Source organism: Actinophytocola algeriensis (assembly GCF_014203735.1).
Lineage (GTDB): Bacteria > Actinomycetota > Actinomycetes > Mycobacteriales > Pseudonocardiaceae > Actinophytocola > Actinophytocola algeriensis.
In genome coordinates this window covers 727,559-744,911 of sequence record NZ_JACHJQ010000001.1, presented here as the reverse complement: position 1 = coordinate 744,911, position 17,353 = coordinate 727,559, and the positions used below count along the sequence as shown (strand labels likewise).

Annotated in this window: 14 protein-coding genes; 13 read left to right on the top strand and 1 reads right to left on the bottom strand. The window is 69.8% G+C overall.

Features of this window, described 5'->3' with window-relative positions; all coding sequences use genetic code 11:
- Positions 1-2 precede the first annotated feature (2 nt).
- On the bottom strand, positions 3-2,063 hold the full coding sequence (locus FHR82_RS03445; RefSeq protein WP_184808733.1) for a PQQ-dependent sugar dehydrogenase: 2,061 nt from the start codon (positions 2,061-2,063) through the stop codon (positions 3-5).
- Between the two features lie 155 nt (positions 2,064-2,218).
- Here FHR82_RS03445 and FHR82_RS03440 point away from each other — a divergent pair, with 155 nt between their 5' ends.
- From FHR82_RS03440 to FHR82_RS03380, 13 genes are all read left to right on the top strand, one after another.
- Entirely contained in the window at positions 2,219-3,013 is a 795-nt protein-coding gene (locus tag FHR82_RS03440; protein WP_184808732.1) for a DeoR/GlpR family DNA-binding transcription regulator, read from the top strand.
- 272 nt (positions 3,014-3,285) lie between these two features.
- Positions 3,286-4,365: an ABC transporter substrate-binding protein gene (locus FHR82_RS03435; protein WP_184808731.1), complete on the top strand. Its 1,080-nt coding sequence runs from the start codon at positions 3,286-3,288 to the stop codon at positions 4,363-4,365.
- Entirely contained in the window at positions 4,365-5,900 is a 1,536-nt protein-coding gene (locus tag FHR82_RS03430) for a sugar ABC transporter ATP-binding protein (protein ID WP_184808730.1), read from the top strand. Before FHR82_RS03435 ends, FHR82_RS03430 begins: the two co-directional genes overlap by 1 nt.
- On the top strand, positions 5,890-6,861 hold the full coding sequence (locus FHR82_RS03425) for an ABC transporter permease (protein WP_184808729.1): 972 nt from the start codon (positions 5,890-5,892) through the stop codon (positions 6,859-6,861). Before FHR82_RS03430 ends, FHR82_RS03425 begins: the two co-directional genes overlap by 11 nt.
- Positions 6,858-7,871, top strand: a complete 1,014-nt coding sequence (locus FHR82_RS03420; RefSeq protein ID WP_184808728.1) for an ABC transporter permease — start codon at positions 6,858-6,860, stop codon at positions 7,869-7,871. The genes FHR82_RS03425 and FHR82_RS03420 overlap by 4 nt, the downstream gene beginning before the upstream one ends.
- Complete coding sequence (locus tag FHR82_RS03415; protein ID WP_184808727.1) at positions 7,868-10,360, top strand: LamG-like jellyroll fold domain-containing protein; 2,493 nt, start codon at positions 7,868-7,870, stop codon at positions 10,358-10,360. Before FHR82_RS03420 ends, FHR82_RS03415 begins: the two co-directional genes overlap by 4 nt.
- 6 nt (positions 10,361-10,366) lie before the next feature.
- Positions 10,367-13,261, top strand: coding sequence for an MGH1-like glycoside hydrolase domain-containing protein (locus FHR82_RS03410; RefSeq protein WP_184808726.1), 2,895 nt, complete (start codon positions 10,367-10,369; stop codon positions 13,259-13,261).
- Positions 13,262-13,305: 44 nt separating this feature from the next.
- On the top strand, positions 13,306-13,785 hold the full coding sequence (locus FHR82_RS03405) for a YbaB/EbfC family nucleoid-associated protein (protein WP_184808725.1): 480 nt from the start codon (positions 13,306-13,308) through the stop codon (positions 13,783-13,785).
- Between the two features lie 10 nt (positions 13,786-13,795).
- Positions 13,796-14,110: a hypothetical protein gene (locus tag FHR82_RS03400; protein WP_184808724.1), complete on the top strand. Its 315-nt coding sequence runs from the start codon at positions 13,796-13,798 to the stop codon at positions 14,108-14,110.
- Entirely contained in the window at positions 14,100-15,071 is a 972-nt protein-coding gene (locus tag FHR82_RS03395) for a hypothetical protein (RefSeq protein WP_184808723.1), read from the top strand. Before FHR82_RS03400 ends, FHR82_RS03395 begins: the two co-directional genes overlap by 11 nt.
- Positions 15,072-15,117: 46 nt before the next feature.
- Positions 15,118-15,843 (top strand): hypothetical protein, encoded by a 726-nt coding sequence (locus FHR82_RS03390; protein ID WP_184808722.1) that lies wholly within the window; start codon positions 15,118-15,120, stop codon positions 15,841-15,843.
- Positions 15,844-15,856: 13 nt separating this feature from the next.
- The gene (locus FHR82_RS03385) at positions 15,857-16,339 is read left to right on the top strand and encodes a gluconokinase (RefSeq protein WP_184808721.1); all 483 of its coding nucleotides are present in this window, start codon (positions 15,857-15,859) and stop codon (positions 16,337-16,339) included.
- Entirely contained in the window at positions 16,339-17,319 is a 981-nt protein-coding gene (locus FHR82_RS03380) for an o-succinylbenzoate synthase (RefSeq protein WP_184808720.1), read from the top strand. Before FHR82_RS03385 ends, FHR82_RS03380 begins: the two co-directional genes overlap by 1 nt.
- Positions 17,320-17,353 lie beyond the last annotated feature (34 nt).

The window sequence follows — 17,353 nt, the reverse complement described above, 5'->3', positions numbered from 1 at the left end:
GGTCACGCCGCCGTACCGGTGGCTCGGAAGTCCCGCGCCCGCCCGATGTTGTCGAAGGAGCCGAACCCGGTCCTGCCGGCGCCGAACGTGTGGTCCACGGCCGTCATCAGCAGCTCACCGTCCACCCGGACCGAGATCTCCCCCGTGTCCGCGCAGTGGGTGACGCTCACGTCGTGCCACGCCGTGTCGGTGATCGCGGGCGGCGCGCCGCGGGACATGACCTCGTTCCACTGGTCGTCGATCCGCAGCCGGTCGGCGTTGTTCACCGCGAAGATCCCGTTGTGTGGGTAGATCGTGTTGTCCGTCGACACGTGCGCGTAGTAGAACTCCGTGTCGCTCGCGTACCCGAACACCACGATCACGTCCCGGTTCGTCACCTCGACCGGGGTGTCGAGCCGGACCTTCGTGTCCACGCGGGCGTTGGTGAACGCCGGGCCCTTGTCCAGCACCGCGTACTCGAACGGCCTACGCGGGCCGGGACGGGCCTCGCCCGCCTCGGCCAGGATCACGCTGTCGCCGCGGAACTGCCACTTGTCCGGCGTCACCGGCGACCACGAGTCCGCGCCACCCGACCCGGTCACCCGCGTGTGCCCGACCGCGCAGCTCGCGAACCGCTTGATGCCGGTCACCTTGTAGACCTTGCCGTTGGCCTTGGCGACCAGGTACAGCTCACCCCGCGCGTCCTGGCCGAACCGCAGGTCCACCCGTGCGTCGCCGACGAGCTGCCGGAAGTCGGTCCGCTGGCCGTTCGCGTACACCTGGAACTGGTGGATCTGCGCGGCCGGGCGACCGCGGCGCATCTCACTCGCCTCGGTGTAGAAGATCCGGCCGTCGACGAGGTCGGTGAACACGTACTTGCCGCGCAGCTCGGCGATGCTGCCCCGGTAGACGAACCCACCGCTGATCGCGTGCCCGGAGTCGGAGCACAGCGGGTGCCCCGGCGGCGGGTTGTGGTCGAACGCGGCGACCGGGTAGTCGTAGCCGTACTGCGCGTCGTCCGGCGGCAGCGGGTAGACCGAGCACTGGGGGTCGTTCCGCTTGTACAGGAACTCGCCTTCGCGTTCACTCCAGCCGTAGTTGTCGCCCGCCCGGACGTCGTAGACCGCCTCGATCCGGTGCTCACCGATGTGGCCGAGGTACATCCGGCCGGTCGCCCGGTCCCAGCTGAACCGGTGCGGGTCGCGCATGCCGATCGCGTAGATCTCGCCGAGCGCGCCCGGCGTGCCGACGAACGGGTTGTCCGAGGGGATGCCGAACTGGCCGCCGGTCCCGTTGGTGCCCGTCGGGTTGATCCGCAGGATCTTGCCGTACGGGTTGCCGAGCTGCTGCGGCTCGGTCGTCGTGGCGCCCTGGCCGCCGTCACCGGACGCGACGTAGAGGACGCCGTAGTCGCGGCTGCCCTTGCGCGCGTACGGGTTGAAGTCGATCTGCTGGATCGCGTGGACCTGGCGGGCCTCCGCGATGCGCATGACCTGGCGGCGGGTGCCGCTGAACGTGTCGGCCGACGGGTCGGTCGCGGTCCACTCGGTGATGATCGAGTGCAGGAACGGGTTCGCGGAGTGCGACGGCCAGGTCGTCGGCTTGGTCAGGCCGGCGCCGTTCTCGGTGTGCACCGTGTAGAACTTGCCGTTGCGCTTGAAGTCCGGGTGGAACGTGACGAACCCGGAGCCGCTGCCGAGCCCGCGACCGGAGAAGAAGTCGGGGAACTGGGCCTTGAAGTCGACGTAGATGTGCTGGGTGCCGTTCTCCACCAGGTAGACGCGGCCGTTGAGGTCGGGCACGTACAGGCGGCCGGAGCCGTCGGGCACCTCACCGAGGTGGTTGATCCGCGCGTGTCTGATCAGCCGGAGGTCCGGCGGCGGGTCGGGCGGCGGCGGGGTGAGCTCGGTCTTGGGGAACTGCGCGAACTCCGCGACCGTGAGCCCGAGGCTCGACGGGACCGGGTCCGGCAACGGGTCTTGGATCGGTTCGTCGGCTTGTGCCACCGCACTCGGCGGCACCGCGAGGCCTGCCGCGACCACCGCACCGGCGATCGCTACCAGCCACCGTCTGGGTTTCGACATATCCGCCCACTTCCCTGTGGGTTCAGCGTGGTCAGGAAAGCGCTTTCCGGCAAGCGCTTTCCTGACCCTACCGACGGCTTCCACCCGCACGCAAGGCTCCGACCGGTTCGATCAAACTCGGCCAGGTTCGGTCAATCCCGGCCATTGTTCGGGTTATGGTCATGTTCGTGTTCGCCGCCGAACGTCGCCAACGCATCCTCGATCTCGTCCGGTCCAGCGGGGCCATCTCCCTGCGCGAACTCGCGCGCCAGGTCGAGACGTCCGAGGTCACCGTGCGCCGGGACCTGCGCGCCCTTGCCGCACAGGGGCTGCTCGATCGGCACCACGGCGGAGCGGCGTTGCCCGGCGGGCTGTCGCATGAGCCGACGTACTCGGAGAAGGCGCTGGTGGCGGCCGACGCGAAGGCCGCGATCGCCGGGCTGGCCGCGGACCTGGTCTCCGACGGGGACGCGATCGTGGTCGGCGCCGGGACCACCACGCAGGCCTTCGCCGCCCGGCTGACCCGGCATGCGGAGCTGACGGTGGTGACGAACTCCTTGCTGGTGGCCACCGGCCTGGCCGGGGCCCGGGGGGTGGACGTCGTCATGACCGGCGGGTCGTTGCGGGGGTCCATCCACGCGCTGGTCGGGGGGACCACCGAGCAGGCTCTGGCGACCGTGCAGGGGACCCGGGCGTTCATCTCCGGCAACGGGCTCACCGCCGCCAGGGGGTTGTCGACGCCGAACCTGACCGTCGCCGGCGTGGACCGGGCGTTGGCGGCGGCCGCCGACGAGGTGATCGTGCTGGCCGACCACACCAAGATCGGGACTGAGGCGTTGTTGCAGACCGTGGCGCCCGAGGACATCCAGCACGTCGTGACCGACGACGCTTCCGATCCCGCCGAGCTGGAGGCGTTGCGGGAACTGGGGATCATGGTGCACGTGGCGGCGACGGCTGCCAACGCGTCCTGACCGCCGCCCGCCCGGACGCCCCCGCCTCCTGGCGATGAAGGGCCCCTTCATCACGTTGAACGCGACGAAGGGGCCCTTCATCACGCCCACCGTGCCGAAGGACCCCTTCATCGCAAACCGGTGGCGGTTACGAATGCGGCACTTCGTATGGCCACCGCACGAACTTGTGCGGATCGTGCGGTGTCTTGACAGATAAGTTTCGGATGTGACTGAATTTGATCGGCTAGGTCGCCGGCGAGGGCGCGACCTCTGATCGGCTGGGAGTTGTGCCAATGGCGGCATCCCGTTTACTTCGCCCTGTTCAGTTCGCCGGTGTGGCCGTGGTGTGCACGGCCCTCACGCTTGCCGGCTGCACCAAGTCCGAGGACTCCGGCACCGGTAGCACGCAAGGCACCGGTGGCGAGCAGGTCGCGCAGGAGGACTCGAGTGGTCCCACCTGCACGTTGGACCAGTACGGCGGCGAGAAGATCGACCTGAAGAACGCCATCGTCGGGTTCTCCCAGTCGGAGAAGGAAGCCAACCCCTTCCGGATCGCGGAGACCCAGTCGATCAAGGACGAGGCCGAGAAACTCGGCGTCAAGCAGCTGCTGACGACCAACGCGAACTCGCAGCTGTCGAAGCAGATCTCCGACATCCAGGACATGATCAACAAGGGTGCGCAGGCGTTGATCGTCGCACCGCTGAACTCCGACGGGCTCGAGCCGGCGCTGCAGGCCGCGCGGGACAAGAACATCCCCGTCCTCACCGTGGACCGCAAGGTGAACTCCGAGCCCTGCAAGGACTACGTGGCCTTCCTCGGCTCCGACTTCGTCGAGCAGGGCAAGCGGGCCGCGCAGGAGATGGCCGAGGCCATGGGCAACAAGGGCAAGGTCGCGATCCTGCTCGGCAGCTCCGGCAACAACGTGACCACCGACCGGACCAAGGGCTTCGTCGACGAGATGGCGAACATCGCGCCGGACATCGAGATCGCCGCGCAGCAGACCGGTGACTTCGCCCGGGACAAGGGCCAGCAGGTCATGGAGCAGCTGATCCAGGCGCAGCCGGACCTCACCGGCGTGTACGCGGAGAACGACGAGATGGCGCTGGGTGCCCTGGTGGCGCTGAAGAGCGCGGGCAAGACGCCCGGCACCGACATCCACGTCGTGTCGATCGACGGGACCCGCAACGCCGTGCAGAAGATCGTCGACGGCGAGATGTACGCGGTCGTCGAGTCCAACCCGCGCTTCGGGCCACTGGCCTTCGAGACGCTGCAGAAGTTCCTGGGCGGCGAGGCGGTGTCCCAGAACGTCGTCATCAGCGACAAGCTGTACGACAAGGACAACGCCACCGCCGAGGTCGCGAACGCGTACTGATGGCGGCCGCACTCTCCTCTGTGTTGTCCGCGCGGGGTGTCGGCAAGCGGTTTCCCGGTGTCGTCGCGCTGTCCGAGGTCGACTTCGAGCTCGCACCCGGTGAGGTGCACGCGCTGGTCGGCGAGAACGGCGCCGGGAAGTCGACACTGATCAAGGTGCTGACCGGGGTGTACTCCCCGGACGGCGGCGACCTGACCTACCAGGGCGAGCCGGTGTCGTTCGGCACGCCCATGGAGGCCCAGCAGTCCGGCATCGCGACCGTGTACCAGGAGGTCAACCTGGTGCCGCTGCAGTCGGTCGCCAGCAACCTGTTCCTCGGCCGCGAGCCGAGGAACTCCTTCGGACTCGTCGACTTCCGCGCCATGCGGGACCAGGCCAGGGACCTCCTCACCTCCTACGGCGTCGAGGTCGACGTGACGCGGCCGCTGCGGACACTCGGCATGGGTGTGCAGCAGATGGTCGCCGTCGCGCGGGCCGCGGCCACGTCGGCGCGGGTCGTGATCCTCGACGAGCCGACCTCCTCGCTCGAACCCCGTGAGGTCGACACGCTGTTCGGGATCGTCGAGCGCCTCAAGGCCGACGGGGTCGCCGTGCTGTACGTGAGCCACCGGCTCGACGAGCTGTACCGGATCTGCGACCGCGTCACCGTCCTGCGGGACGGGCGGGTCGTGCACTCCGGGCCGATGGCCGACCTGCCACGGCTGCGGCTGGTCGCGCTCATGCTCGGCAGGGACCTCGAGGAGGTCCGCCGCGAGGGCGCGACCAAGTTCGACGGCGAACGCACCGCGGCCGACACCGGTCCTGTGCTCGCCGCGACCGGGCTGACCAGCAAGCACCGGCTCGACGGCGTCGACGTCACGGTCCGGCCGGGCGAGATCGTCGGGCTCGGCGGGCTGCTCGGCGCGGGCCGCAGCGAGACCGCGATGGCGATCGCGGGTGCGCTGCCGCTCGACTCCGGCACTGTCGTCGTGGCAGGCAAGCGTTTGCGGACCGGTTCCGTCGCCGCCGCGATGCGGGCCGGGGTCGTGATGCTGCCCGAGGACCGCAAGGCCGACGGCATCCTGCCGGACCTGTCCGTGCGGGAGAACATCGTGCTGGCCGCGCTCCCCCGGCTGTCCGCCGCCGGCGTCGTGTCCCGCAAGCGGCAGGACGCCATCGTCGACACCTTCATGAAACGCCTGCGCATCAAGGCGTCCAGCCCGGACCAGCGCGTCGGCGACCTCTCCGGCGGCAACCAGCAGAAGGTGCTGCTCGCGCGGCTGCTGTGCACGCGCCCGTTGGTGCTGCTGCTCGACGAGCCGACCCGCGGCATCGACGTCGGCGCGAAGGCCGAGGTACAGGGCCTGGTCGACGAACTGGCCGCGGAAGGTCTCGGTGTCGTGCTGATCTCCTCGGAGTTCGACGAGGTGATCGAAGGGTCCGACTCGATCGTCGTGCTCCGGGAGGGCCGCGTGGTCACCGAACTGCACGGCGCTGACGTCAACGAGAACACGCTGCTGTCCGCGCTCGCTGAGGAACCCGCCGATGACCACTGACATCAAGGCGCCGCAGGCCAGGAGGCGCACCGACACCAGGATCTGGCTGCGGGACAACGGCGTCTACGTCGCGATCGCCGTGCTCGTGGTCTACAACCTGGCGTTCACCGAGAACTTCGCGACGCTCGCGAACCTGAACACGCAGCTCGTGCAGGTCGCGCCGGTGCTGATCGTCGCGCTGGGCATGGCGCTCGTGATTGGCACCGAGGGCGTGGATCTGTCGGTCGGCTCGGTCATGGCGATCGCCGCCGCGACCCTGCCGCTGTACCTGGGTTACGGGCTCTTCCCGGCCCTCGCGCTCGCGCTGGTGGCCGGCGCGTTGTGCGGGATGGCGAACGGGACGCTGGTCGCGGTCGTCGGGATCCAGCCGATCGTCGCGACGCTCGCGCTGCTGGTCGGCGGGCGCGGGCTCGCGCTGGTGTTCGCCGACGGGCAGCTCAAGGACATCCGCAACCCCGAGATGCTGGAGCTGGGTGCCGGCAAGGCACTCGGCATCCCGTACATCGTGCTGATCGCCGCGCTGCTGTCGGTGCTGGTGTGGCTGCTCGTCCGGTACACGACGTTCGGGCGGCAGCTGGTCGCGATCGGCGGCAACCGGTCGGCGAGCGCGCTCGCGGGCCTGCCGGTGCGCCGGGTGCTGATGCTGACCTACGTGATCTCCGGCGTGCTCGCGGCGATCGCCGGTGTGCTGGCGACCGCGCGGCTCACCGCGTCCGACCCGTCCGCGATCGGCAACCTGTTCGAGCTGTCCGCGATCACCGCGGTCGTCGTCGGCGGCACGCCGCTGTCCGGTGGGCGGGTGCGGATCCTCGGCACGGTCGCGGGTGCGGTGCTCATGCAGCTGATCGCGGCGACCCTGATCAAACACGACCTGCCCGACTCGACGGCCCAGATCGTGCAGGCCGCGATCATCGTCGTCGCCGTGTACCTGCAGCGCTCGCGATCGGCTGGTGTGGCATGACAGCGACGGAACGGCCGACCGAGGAACACGCCGCCGACTCGGTCGCGGCCAACCGGACGACCAGGCGGGAACGGTTCGCGAGCCAGGTGCAGCGGCGCGGCTCGATCGTGGTGCTGGCGCTCGTGGTGGTGATCGCGTCGTTCTCGTTCGACTCGTTCGCCACCGTGGGCAACGCCCAGAACATCGCGATCCAGAGTTCGTTTCTCGCGATCGTCGCACTGGGCATGACGTTCGTCATCATTTCCGGTGGCATCGACCTGTCCGTGGGCTCGGTGTACGCGCTCGGCGGGGTGCTTGCCGCGTACGGCATCCAGTGGGGCAGCCTCGTCGGGTTGCTGTTGCCGCTGGTGGTGTGCGGCGCGATCGGGCTGCTCAACGGCTGGCTCGTCGCCTACGGCAGGCTCGCGCCGTTCATCGTGACCCTGGCGACGCTGCTCGGCGCGCGCGGTCTGCTGCTCGCCATCACCGACGAGGGCTCGACCACCCGCCTGATGCCGCGTGACGACTGGCTGACGAAGCTCGGGCAGGGCACGTTCCTCGGGCTCGGCATCCCGGTGTGGATCACGGTCGTGCTGTTCGCGATCGGCATGGTCGTGTTGCAGCGCACCAGGTTCGGCCACGCGACGTTCGCGATCGGTGGCAGCCGCGAGGCCGCCACGCTCATGGGGCTCCCCGTCGCCCGCAACACCATGCTGCTGTACCTGGGCAGCGGGTTGTGCGCTGGGCTCGCTGGTGCGCTGGCCGCCGCGTACTCCGCGTCCGGCGTGACGATCGTCGGCGAAGGCCTCGAGCTGGACGCGATCGCGGCCGTCGTGATCGGCGGCACGCTCCTCACCGGCGGTGCGGGCACCGTCGCCGGCACGCTCGCTGGCGTCCTCCTGCTGCGCGTGATCCAGAACGTCATCAACCAGATCGGCACCCTGTCCTCGCACTACCAGTCGGTGGTCAGCGGCGCGTTCCTGGCCGTTGTCGTTGCCGTCCAGGCATATCTCAGTCGCGCGTCACGATGAGGAGGTCACCCGTGTACCGAAGAACGCTCGCCGTCCTGGCGGCGTCCTTGGTCGCGGCAGCGCTGGTACCAGCGCTGCCCGCGGTCGCGGACCCCGTTTGGCAGCCAGGAACGCCGCCGCTCACCACCCCCTGGACCCATCTCGTCGGTCCGGACAACGCGCTGCCCGAGTACCCTCGCCCGCAGCTCACGCGGCCCGACTGGAAGAACCTCAACGGCGTCTGGGAGTTCGCGGGCGCGGCGGAGGGTGAGGAACCGCCGATCGGCGAGTCCCTGGACGAACGCATCCTCGTGCCCTACCCGGTGGAGTCGGCGCTGTCCGGCATCCAGCGGACCGAGGAACGCATGTGGTACCGCCGCACGTTCGACGTGCCGGCGAAGTGGCGCGGTGACCGCGTGCGCCTCAACTTCGGCGCGGTCGACTACGACACCCGCGTGTGGGTCAACGGGAAGCAGGTGACCACGCACCGCGGCGGCTACGACTCCTTCTCCGTCGACATCACCGCCGCGCTCAAGAAGCACGGCGAGCAGGAGATCGTCGTCGGGGTCGAGGACCTCACCGACAAGACGTGGCAGCCGGTCGGCAAGCAGCGGCAGGTGCCCGACCGCGGCATCTTCTACACCGGCAGCTCCGGCATCTGGCAGACGGTGTGGATGGAGCCGGTGGCCTCCCGGCACATCGGCAGGCTGGACATGACGCCGAAGCTGGCGGACAGCACGTTGCGGCTCACCGCGCGCTCGACCATCGAGGGCACGGTCGAGGCGGTCGCCTACGACAAGGGCCGCGTGGTCGGCAAGGTCCGCGGACCAGCCAACCAGGAGCTGACGGTACCGGTGCCGAAGGCGAAGCTGTGGTCGCCGGACTCGCCGTACCTGTACGACCTGAAGGTCACGCTCTACGACGGGCGCAAGAAGGTCGACGAGGTCGGCTCGTACTTCGGCATGCGGGAGATCGGCACCAAGCCCGGCGCCGACGGCAAGCTGCGCATGACGCTCAACGGCAAGATCCTGTTCCACATGTCCACACTGGACCAGGGCTTCTGGCCGGACGGCATCCACACCGCGCCAACGGACGCGGCGCTGAAGTTCGACCTCGAGCAGCACAAGGTGCTCGGGTTCAACACCGTCCGCAAGCACATCAAGGTGGAACCGGACCGCTGGTTCTACCACGCCGACAAGCTCGGTCTGCTGGTGTGGCAGGACATGCCGTCGATGAAGACGTCGAACGAGGAGGCGCCACCCGCCGCGCGGGCCCAGTTCGAGCGTGAGCTGCACACGATGGTGGACCAGCACAAGAGCTGGACCTCGCTCGTGGTGTGGGTGCCGTTCAACGAGGGCTGGGGCGAGTGGGCCAAGGAGGACACCGGCCGCATCGCCGACGACGTGAAGGCGCAGGACCCGAGCAGGCTCGTCAACGCGCACAGCGGTGTGAACTGCTGTGCCTCGCACGGCGACTCGGGCCGCGGCGACATGATCGACCACCACGCGTACGTCGGCCCGGCGACCCCGTCGCCGGACGGGCGGCGGGTGTCGGCCGACGGCGAGCACGGTGGCTTCGGTCTCGAGGTCGAGGGCCACATGTGGTTCGGCGAGGGCCACGCGTACGAGATGACGCCCGACTCCACGACGCTGACCAGGCGCTACGTGGAGAACCAGGAGGACGTGCTCACCTCGGCGCAGCGGTGCGGCATCTCCGGCGCGATCTACACGCAGATCACCGACGTCGAGCACGAGGTCAACGGCTTCTTCACCTATGACCGGCAGGTGGAGAAGATGGACTTCGCGCAGGTGAAGGCGATCAACGAGAAGATCATCCGCGAGGCGGACGGGTCCGGTGAGGGCACCGAGCCGCCACCGCCCGGCACGCCGGGTCCGGACGGGATCGCGTACTACCCGCTCTCCGAGGGTTCCGGCACCACCACGGCCGACGAGGTCGGCGACCACGACGGCACACTGGTGAACGGTCCGGTGTGGACGGAGGGCAGGAACGGGCCGGGGCTGCAGTTCAACGGCGGCAACGCCTACGTGGACACCGGCGCCTCACTGGTGGACACCGCGATCGCCAACTACTCGGTGGCCGCGTGGGTGAAGCTGGACAGCCTGGGCGGGTTCGCCACCGCGGTCAGCCAGGACGGCGACTCGAACAGCGCCTACTTCCTGCAGTACTCGGGGCAGGACAACCGGTTCGCCTTCAGCTTCGTCGGGGCCAGGGCGCTCGCGCCCGCACCGCCGAACACCGGGCAGTGGTACCACCTGGTGGGTGTGCGGGACGTGGACACGGGTTCGCTGAAGCTGTACGTCGACGGCCAGCTCGCGGGCAGCACGTCCGTGTGCGGCGGTTCCTCCGGTGACGGCAACACCGTGATCGGGCGGGCGAAGTACGGCGGCAACCAGGTCGACTTCTGGCGTGGCGGCATCGACCAGGTGCACGTCTACGACCGGGCGCTGACCGACACCGAGGTCACCGAGCTGTACACGTCCGGAAGGTAGAAACCCATGCGCCGGGCCGCTGTTGTGCTGGCGGCGGTGCTGGTGACGACGCTCGTGCCGGCCGTGGTTCCCACCACGGCCGGTGCGGCGCCGTACCCGCCCGTCGGCAGGGGAACGTCGTTCCTCGACCACCGCGCACTGCTGGGTGACCTGGCGGAACCCGAGTGGTACGAGGCGAACATCCCGTTCCTGGACGTCCCGGACCAGCAGCTGCGGGACGTGTACTACTACCGGTGGAGCACGTACAAGCGGCACCTGCGCTACACGGACCGGGCGAACGGTCACGTCATCACGGAGTTCCACAACCCGCCCGGCTACTCGGCGCCGCTGGGCGGGATCGTCGCGGCGGCCGGGCACCACATCGCGGAGGGCCGGTGGCTGCGCGACCGCCGCCCGGTCGACGACTACCTGCGCTACTGGCTGCAAGGTCCCGGGGCGAGTGAGAAGCCGAAAGAGGACTACGTCAACGAGGACACCGACGACTGGGCGCACCAGTACGCCTTCTGGGCCGCTTCCGCCGCCTACCAGCGTTATCTGGTGACCGGTGACCGCGCCTCGGTCGTGGCACTGCTGCCGGACCTGGTGCGGCAGTACGACAAGTGGGCGCCGCAGTTCAACCCTCGTCTTGGCCTGTACTGGTCGGTGCCGGTGTGGGACGCGATGGAGTACACGGCGTCGGCGTACGAGACCGACCCGGCGGACCCGTACCACGGCGGCCACGGCTACCGGCCGACGCTGAACGCCTACCAGTACGGGGACGCGAAGGCCATCGCGGCGGTCGCGCGGCTCGCGGGTGAGCAGGCGCTGGCCCGCCGGTTCGACACCCGGGCGGCCGCCCTGTCGGACGCGGCGCACGAGCACCTGTGGGACGGGGACTTCTTCCACCACAAGGCACGCGCGGACCTCGACCCGTCGGAGTCGCTGGTCGCGGACCGGGAGCAGATGGGGTACGTGCCGTGGATGTTCGGCATGGACCGCCCGTCGGACGACGTGGCGTGGTCGACCCTGACCGACCCGCAGGGGTTCGCGGCGCCGTACGGGCCGACGACGGTGGAGCGGCGCTCCGACTGGTTCATGCACGACGCGTTGACGGGGTGCTGCCGGTGGAACGGCCCGAGCTGGCCGTTCTCGACGTCGCAGACGCTGACAGGGCTGGCGAACCTGCTGAACACGCGGTCGCAGCCGTACGTGTCGCGGGACGACTACTACTCGTTGCTGCGGGGCTATGCGCTGACGCAGTACAAGAACGGTGTGCCGTACGTGGCGGAGGCGCACCACCCGGACGAGGACCGGTGGATCTACGACGGGCGCGGGCACAGCGAGCACTACAACCACTCGACGTTCACCGACCTGGTGATCAACGGTCTGGTGGGCGTGCGGCCGGGCGACCCGTTGGTGGTGAACCCGCTCGTACCGTCCACATGGGACCACTTCGCGCTGGAGAACGTGCCGTACCGCGGGCGGAACGTGACCGTGCTGTGGGACCGCGACGGTTCGCGGTACGGGCAGGGCGCGGGGCTGCGGGTGTACGTGGACGGTCGCGTGGTGGCGTCCCGTTCCGGGCTGGGCCGGTTGTCGGTGCCGGTGGCCACGGTGCCGGTGTCGCGGCCAGCGGAGGTGAACGACGCGTCGAACCCGGCCGGGACCGGCTATCCACGCCCGTTCGCGTCGTACACGAACGCGATCGACGACACGTGGGACGTGCTGGACGGCCGGATCTACTACGACGACATCCCGCACAGCAGGTGGACGAACTACAACTCCCCCAACGCGTCCGACCACCTCGGCGTCGACTTCGGCGTGCCGACCCCGGTGCGGGACGTGCGGATGTACCTGTACGACGACGGTGGCGGGGTGCGGACCCCGGCGTCGTACGAGCTGGAGTACTGGACGGGCACGGAGTGGCGCGTGGTGCCGGACCAGCACCGGAGCCCGCCGGCGGGCAACGCGCTGAACCGCGTCACGTTCCCACCGGTGACGACGAGCCGCGTGCGCGTCCTCTTCGAGAACCCACCGGGCGCGAAGGTCGGCGTGACGGAACTGGGTGTGTGGTCACCGGTCGCCCCGTCGACCCCGCTGGCGCTGGACGGGTCGACGACGACGTTCACGAACGACTCCGGCCGCGCGGTCAAGGACGTCCGGGTGTCGCTGGCCGTGCCGCCGGGCTGGCGGGCGACGCCGAGGACTCCTGCCACGGCCAAGGTCCTGCGCCCCGGCGCGAGGCTGGTCACGCGGTGGACCGTCACGCCGCCGGACGGGCTGCCGCCGGGCGACTACCCGGTCCGCGCGTTCACCGCGACCACGTCCAGCGAGTACGGGGTGGCGCGGATTCCGTTCGACCCGGCGGACTACCCGGTCGTGGACCTGGCGTCACTGACGGACTTCACGGCACACCAACCGTTCGCGGGCGAGGCGGTGCCGTCGCTGACGTCGGCGGACGGCCTGACCGCGACCGGGTCGTCCCCGTACTTCGCACTGGTGTCGTCGCCGGTGGCCCCGTCGTCGCGGGACACCGTGTCGTTGTTGACGGTGGGCGCGTTCACGAACACGGGCGCCGCGGAGGACAGCGTGTTCGTCGGCTGGGTGATGGACAAGGACAACTACGTCACCGCCTGGTACAACAACACCCGAGGGGCGTCCGGCCTGAACGTCCGGGTGCACGGCCAGTTCCTGGAAACCCCGGGCGACGCGGCGGTGACGTTGCGGCCCGGCGACCAGTTCGCCCTGCTCCACCACGACGACACGATCACGTCGTACGCACGGGTGGACGGCAGCTGGCTGCCACTGCGGTCCGCGTCGATCGGCGGCGCGCTGACCCAGGACCACCACTACGGCCTCGGCGTGCGGGCCTCGAGTGGCACACTGGAGGTCACCAACCTCACCGGGCTGGGTGCCGCGTAGCGGTCCGGCCACCCGCTGTGATCTCGTGCGTTAGCCTGCGGGACATGGCGAACCCGCTCGACGGCCTGGACCCGGACGCAGTGCTGCGGCAGTTGCAACAGCAGGCAGCGGACCTGGAGACGAAGGCAGCGCAGCTACGCACGGAACTGACCAACGCCAGCGCGACGGCCACGTCCCCGGACGGCGCGGTGACGGTCACCCTGTCCCCGACGGGCGCACTGCAGAACATCACGTTCGCGGCGCCCGCGGCGAAGGTGTCCCCGGAGAAGCTGGGCCCGCTGGTGATGAAGACCGTGCAGGCAGCGCAACGCGAGGTCTCGAACCGCGTGACGGCCTCCCTGGCAGAACAGTTCGGCTCCTCGGACACGATGGACTTCATCACCCAGTTCATGCCGCCACCCGAGCCAACTCCCACCAGGCAGGCCCCGGACGAGGACGCCGAAGGCGCGGTACTCCGCAGGCGCAGGGGCGGCCGTCCGGAAGGCCCGGGCCACGACGAGCCCGGCGGCTCCCTGCTGCGCTGAGGAGACGCACATGACCAACGACGGCATCCACGTCGTACCCGGGGAACTGGAGACCTTCGCGAGCGGCATGCACCAGCGCGGCGAGGAGGTCGCCGAGCTGGCGAGCACCGTCAAGGGCATCGACCTCGGCGTCACCTCGCTGGGGCTGCTCGCACAGTGCTTCGCCGAGCAGGCCATCGCATCGACGACCGAGACCGGTGAAGGCATCCGCCTCCTCGGCCTGCACGTGAGCAGCGACGCCACCTACACCGACGACGCCGCGACCTCGTACCGCCACGAAGATCAGGCACACGCCGACCGGTTCCGGAGCCCTGATGTTCACTGAGATGAACACGAGCGGCGCCGGTCCGGTCGACGCGCTCTCGGAGCTGGCCGGGGTGATCGGCGACGAGAACAGCAACGGGCTCGACGGTGTACTCGGCATCGGCAACGTCCTCATAGAAGGCCTCGGCGTCATCGCCAACCCGCTGGACGCGCTGGCCACCTCGGCGATCTCCTGGATCATCGACCACATCTCGATCCTCCGGTGGCCGCTGGACATCACGATCGGCGATCCGCGGGTCGTCGCGTCGACGATCGCGACCCTCAACGACACCGCGCTCGCACTCGATCGGCTGGCATCGGAGCAGAGCAGCGCGATCGCCATGCAGGTGCCCACCTACGTGTCGGGCAACACGCGGTCGTCGATCGCGTTCTCGAACCACATGGAGTTCCGCGCCGCACAGCTCTCCGGCGCGAGCCTGGCCTGTGTCGGAGCGGCACAGGCCATCGCGATGGGCGGTACCCGCATCGCGGCGGTTCGATCCGCCATCCGCGACCTCATCGCGGAGTTCGTGTGGAACCTGCTCCAGCTCGCGGCGCGACGGCTGCCGATGGGCTTCCTGACCGCGGGCGCCGCGGTGGCCGACTTCTGTGCCCGGGCCATGTCCTGGGCGGCCACGCTGATCGACAAGGTCGGCGGCATGCTGCGGAAACTGCTCGACGCGCTGGCCGACATCGGCAAGCAGATCAAGCAGATCGCCCAGACGGTGACCAAGCTGGTCAGCCCTGTGTCCGGGGCGAAACCCTGGCGGCCCGGTCTCGGGCTGGTACCGCGTGCGTCGGTGGGCTGGGCGACGGAGGCCGCGAAGGTCGACAGCACCGAGCAGAGGACGTCCGACCGCTCGGCCGAGGGCCAGGAACGCGTCGGGCAGATGCACGCCCAGGAAGACGAGCGGCAGGAGAACCCACCTCTCGGGCCGACCCGCGAGTCCGACTGGTGGACCAGAAAAGGCGACTTGTACTAGCTAGGGGGAGATAGTGTCCGGCACTTCGTCACTCACCGAGCGAACGTTGAGACTGCTCATCGTCGGCGCGCTCGCACCGGCTTTCGTGTTCGGCGTGGTCACCGTCGCGATGGCGGCGGTCCAGCGGGACACCCAGAACATGCTGATCTCGGCCGGCGCCGCCGCCGTTTTCAGTGGTATCGGGATGTGGACCTGGTGGAGCACTCGCGCCAAGCCGAACATGTGGACGTCCACCGTGTCGATCGCCGGTTGGGTCCCTGCCGGGTTCTTCGTGATGATGGCCACCGGGTCGGGGATCGAGGAAGAGCTCGGGTGGTCCGAGACCACGTTCTTCGTCGCGGTCGCGGTGGTCGCGGTCGGGTTGGCGCTGCTCGGCTGGCTGCCCGCCCGGAGTGCCGCCCGGATGGTGCTCGCCGACCTGTCGTCCGAGGTCGTCGACAGTGCGCTGGACGTGACGTTCACGGCCCGCGGGAAGGACGCCGACAGGCTCACCGTCACGCCGGAGTCGCTCGACGTCGTGGTCCGGCCCACTTCCGCGCGGAAGGTCACGCACTCGGTGCCGCTCAGCGACGTGACCGGTGTCGCCGTGCGGACCGAGCCGGACGGCGGCGAGTACCCCCTGGCGGGTACGTCGATGCGGGTTCCTCCCGGCGACGTGGTGGTCGTCGATCTCCGCGAGGGACAGCTCGTCTTCGCGGCCGACGACGCACACCGGGTGCGGGAGTTCGTCGAGGCGCGGGTGCGTCGCTGGGCCAACGCCGCCGAGGGATGACAGCATCGGACCCATGGCACTCGTTGTGGTGATGGGAGTTACCGGGTCCGGGAAGACCACTGTCGGAACCGCGCTCGCGGAGCGGATGGGGGTGCCGTTCGCGGATGCGGATGACTTCCACTCGCCGGAGAACGTGGCCAAGATGCGGTCCGGGGTGCCGTTGACCGACGTCGATCGGCGGCCCTGGCTGCTCGCCATCGGGGCGTGGCTCGCCAAGCACGACGAGGGTGCCGTCGTCACGTGTTCCGCGCTCAAGCGGGTGTACCGGGACACGCTCCGGGAGGCGGCGCCCACGATCACCTTCCTCCACCTGCACGGCGACAAGGACACCGTGCGGGCCCGGGTGGCAGCGCGGAAGGGGCACTTCATGCCCCAGTCGCTCGTCGACTCGCAGTACGCGGACCTCGAACCGCTCGAGGCGGACGAGAAGGCCCTGGTCGTGGATTTCGCCCTGCCCGTCGAGGTCATCGTGGACCGGGTAGCTTCGGAGATCTGATGAAGACCATGATCGATTTCGGCCAGGCCCGGGTCTACGCGATCCCCATGGTGACGCGCTTCCGCGGCATCGACGTGCGTGAGGGCGTGCTCATCGAAGGGCCTGCCGGGTGGGGCGACTTCTGCGCCTTCCCCGAGTACGACGACCGCGAGGCCGCCTCCTGGCTGACCACCGCCATCGAGGCGTGCACCGTCGGCTGGCCCGACCCCGTGCGCGGGCGGATCCCGGTCAACGCGACCGTGCCCGCCGTCGGGCCCGATCTGGCGCACCGGATGGTCACCACGTCCGGGTGCGCCACCGTGAAGGTCAAGGTCGCGGACGGGCCCCTGGCCGAGGACATCGAACGGCTCGAGGCCGTGCGGGACGCGCTGCCGCACGGGCAGATCCGCGTCGACGCCAACGGCGCCTGGGACGTCCCCGCCGCCGTGGCCGCGATCCCCCTCCTCGACCGGGCCGCGAGCGGGCTCGAGTACGTCGAGCAGCCGTGCCCGACGGTCGACGAGCTGGCCCAGGTGCGACGCAAGGTCGACGTGCGGATCGCCGCCGACGAGTCGATCCGGCGGGCCGAGGACCCGATGACGGTCGCGGTCGCCGGGGCCGCCGACATCGCCGTCATCAAGGCCACGCCGCTCGGCGGGGTGCGCAGGGCGCTGCGGGTCGCCGAGGCGTGCGGGCTGCCGTGCGTGGTGTCCTCGGCGCTGGAGACCTCCGTCGGCCTCAGCGCGGGCCTCGCGCTGGCCGGCGCGCTGCCCGAGCTGGACTTCGCGTGCGGACTGGGCACGTTGTCGCTGCTCGACGGGGACGTCGTCGGGCCTACGCGGGCGCTGACGCCGGTCGACGGGTACCTGCCGGTCGCGCCGGTCACCCCGACGCCTGACCCGGCCCTGCTTGACCGCTACGAGCTGCGGGACCCCGATCGGGTGCTGTGGTGGCGGGACCGGCTCGCGCGGCTGGTAGAACAGGGTCGGGTGCTGGCTTAGTTCACTGGTGCTGTGGCTGGGGTCGGGTCTTCGC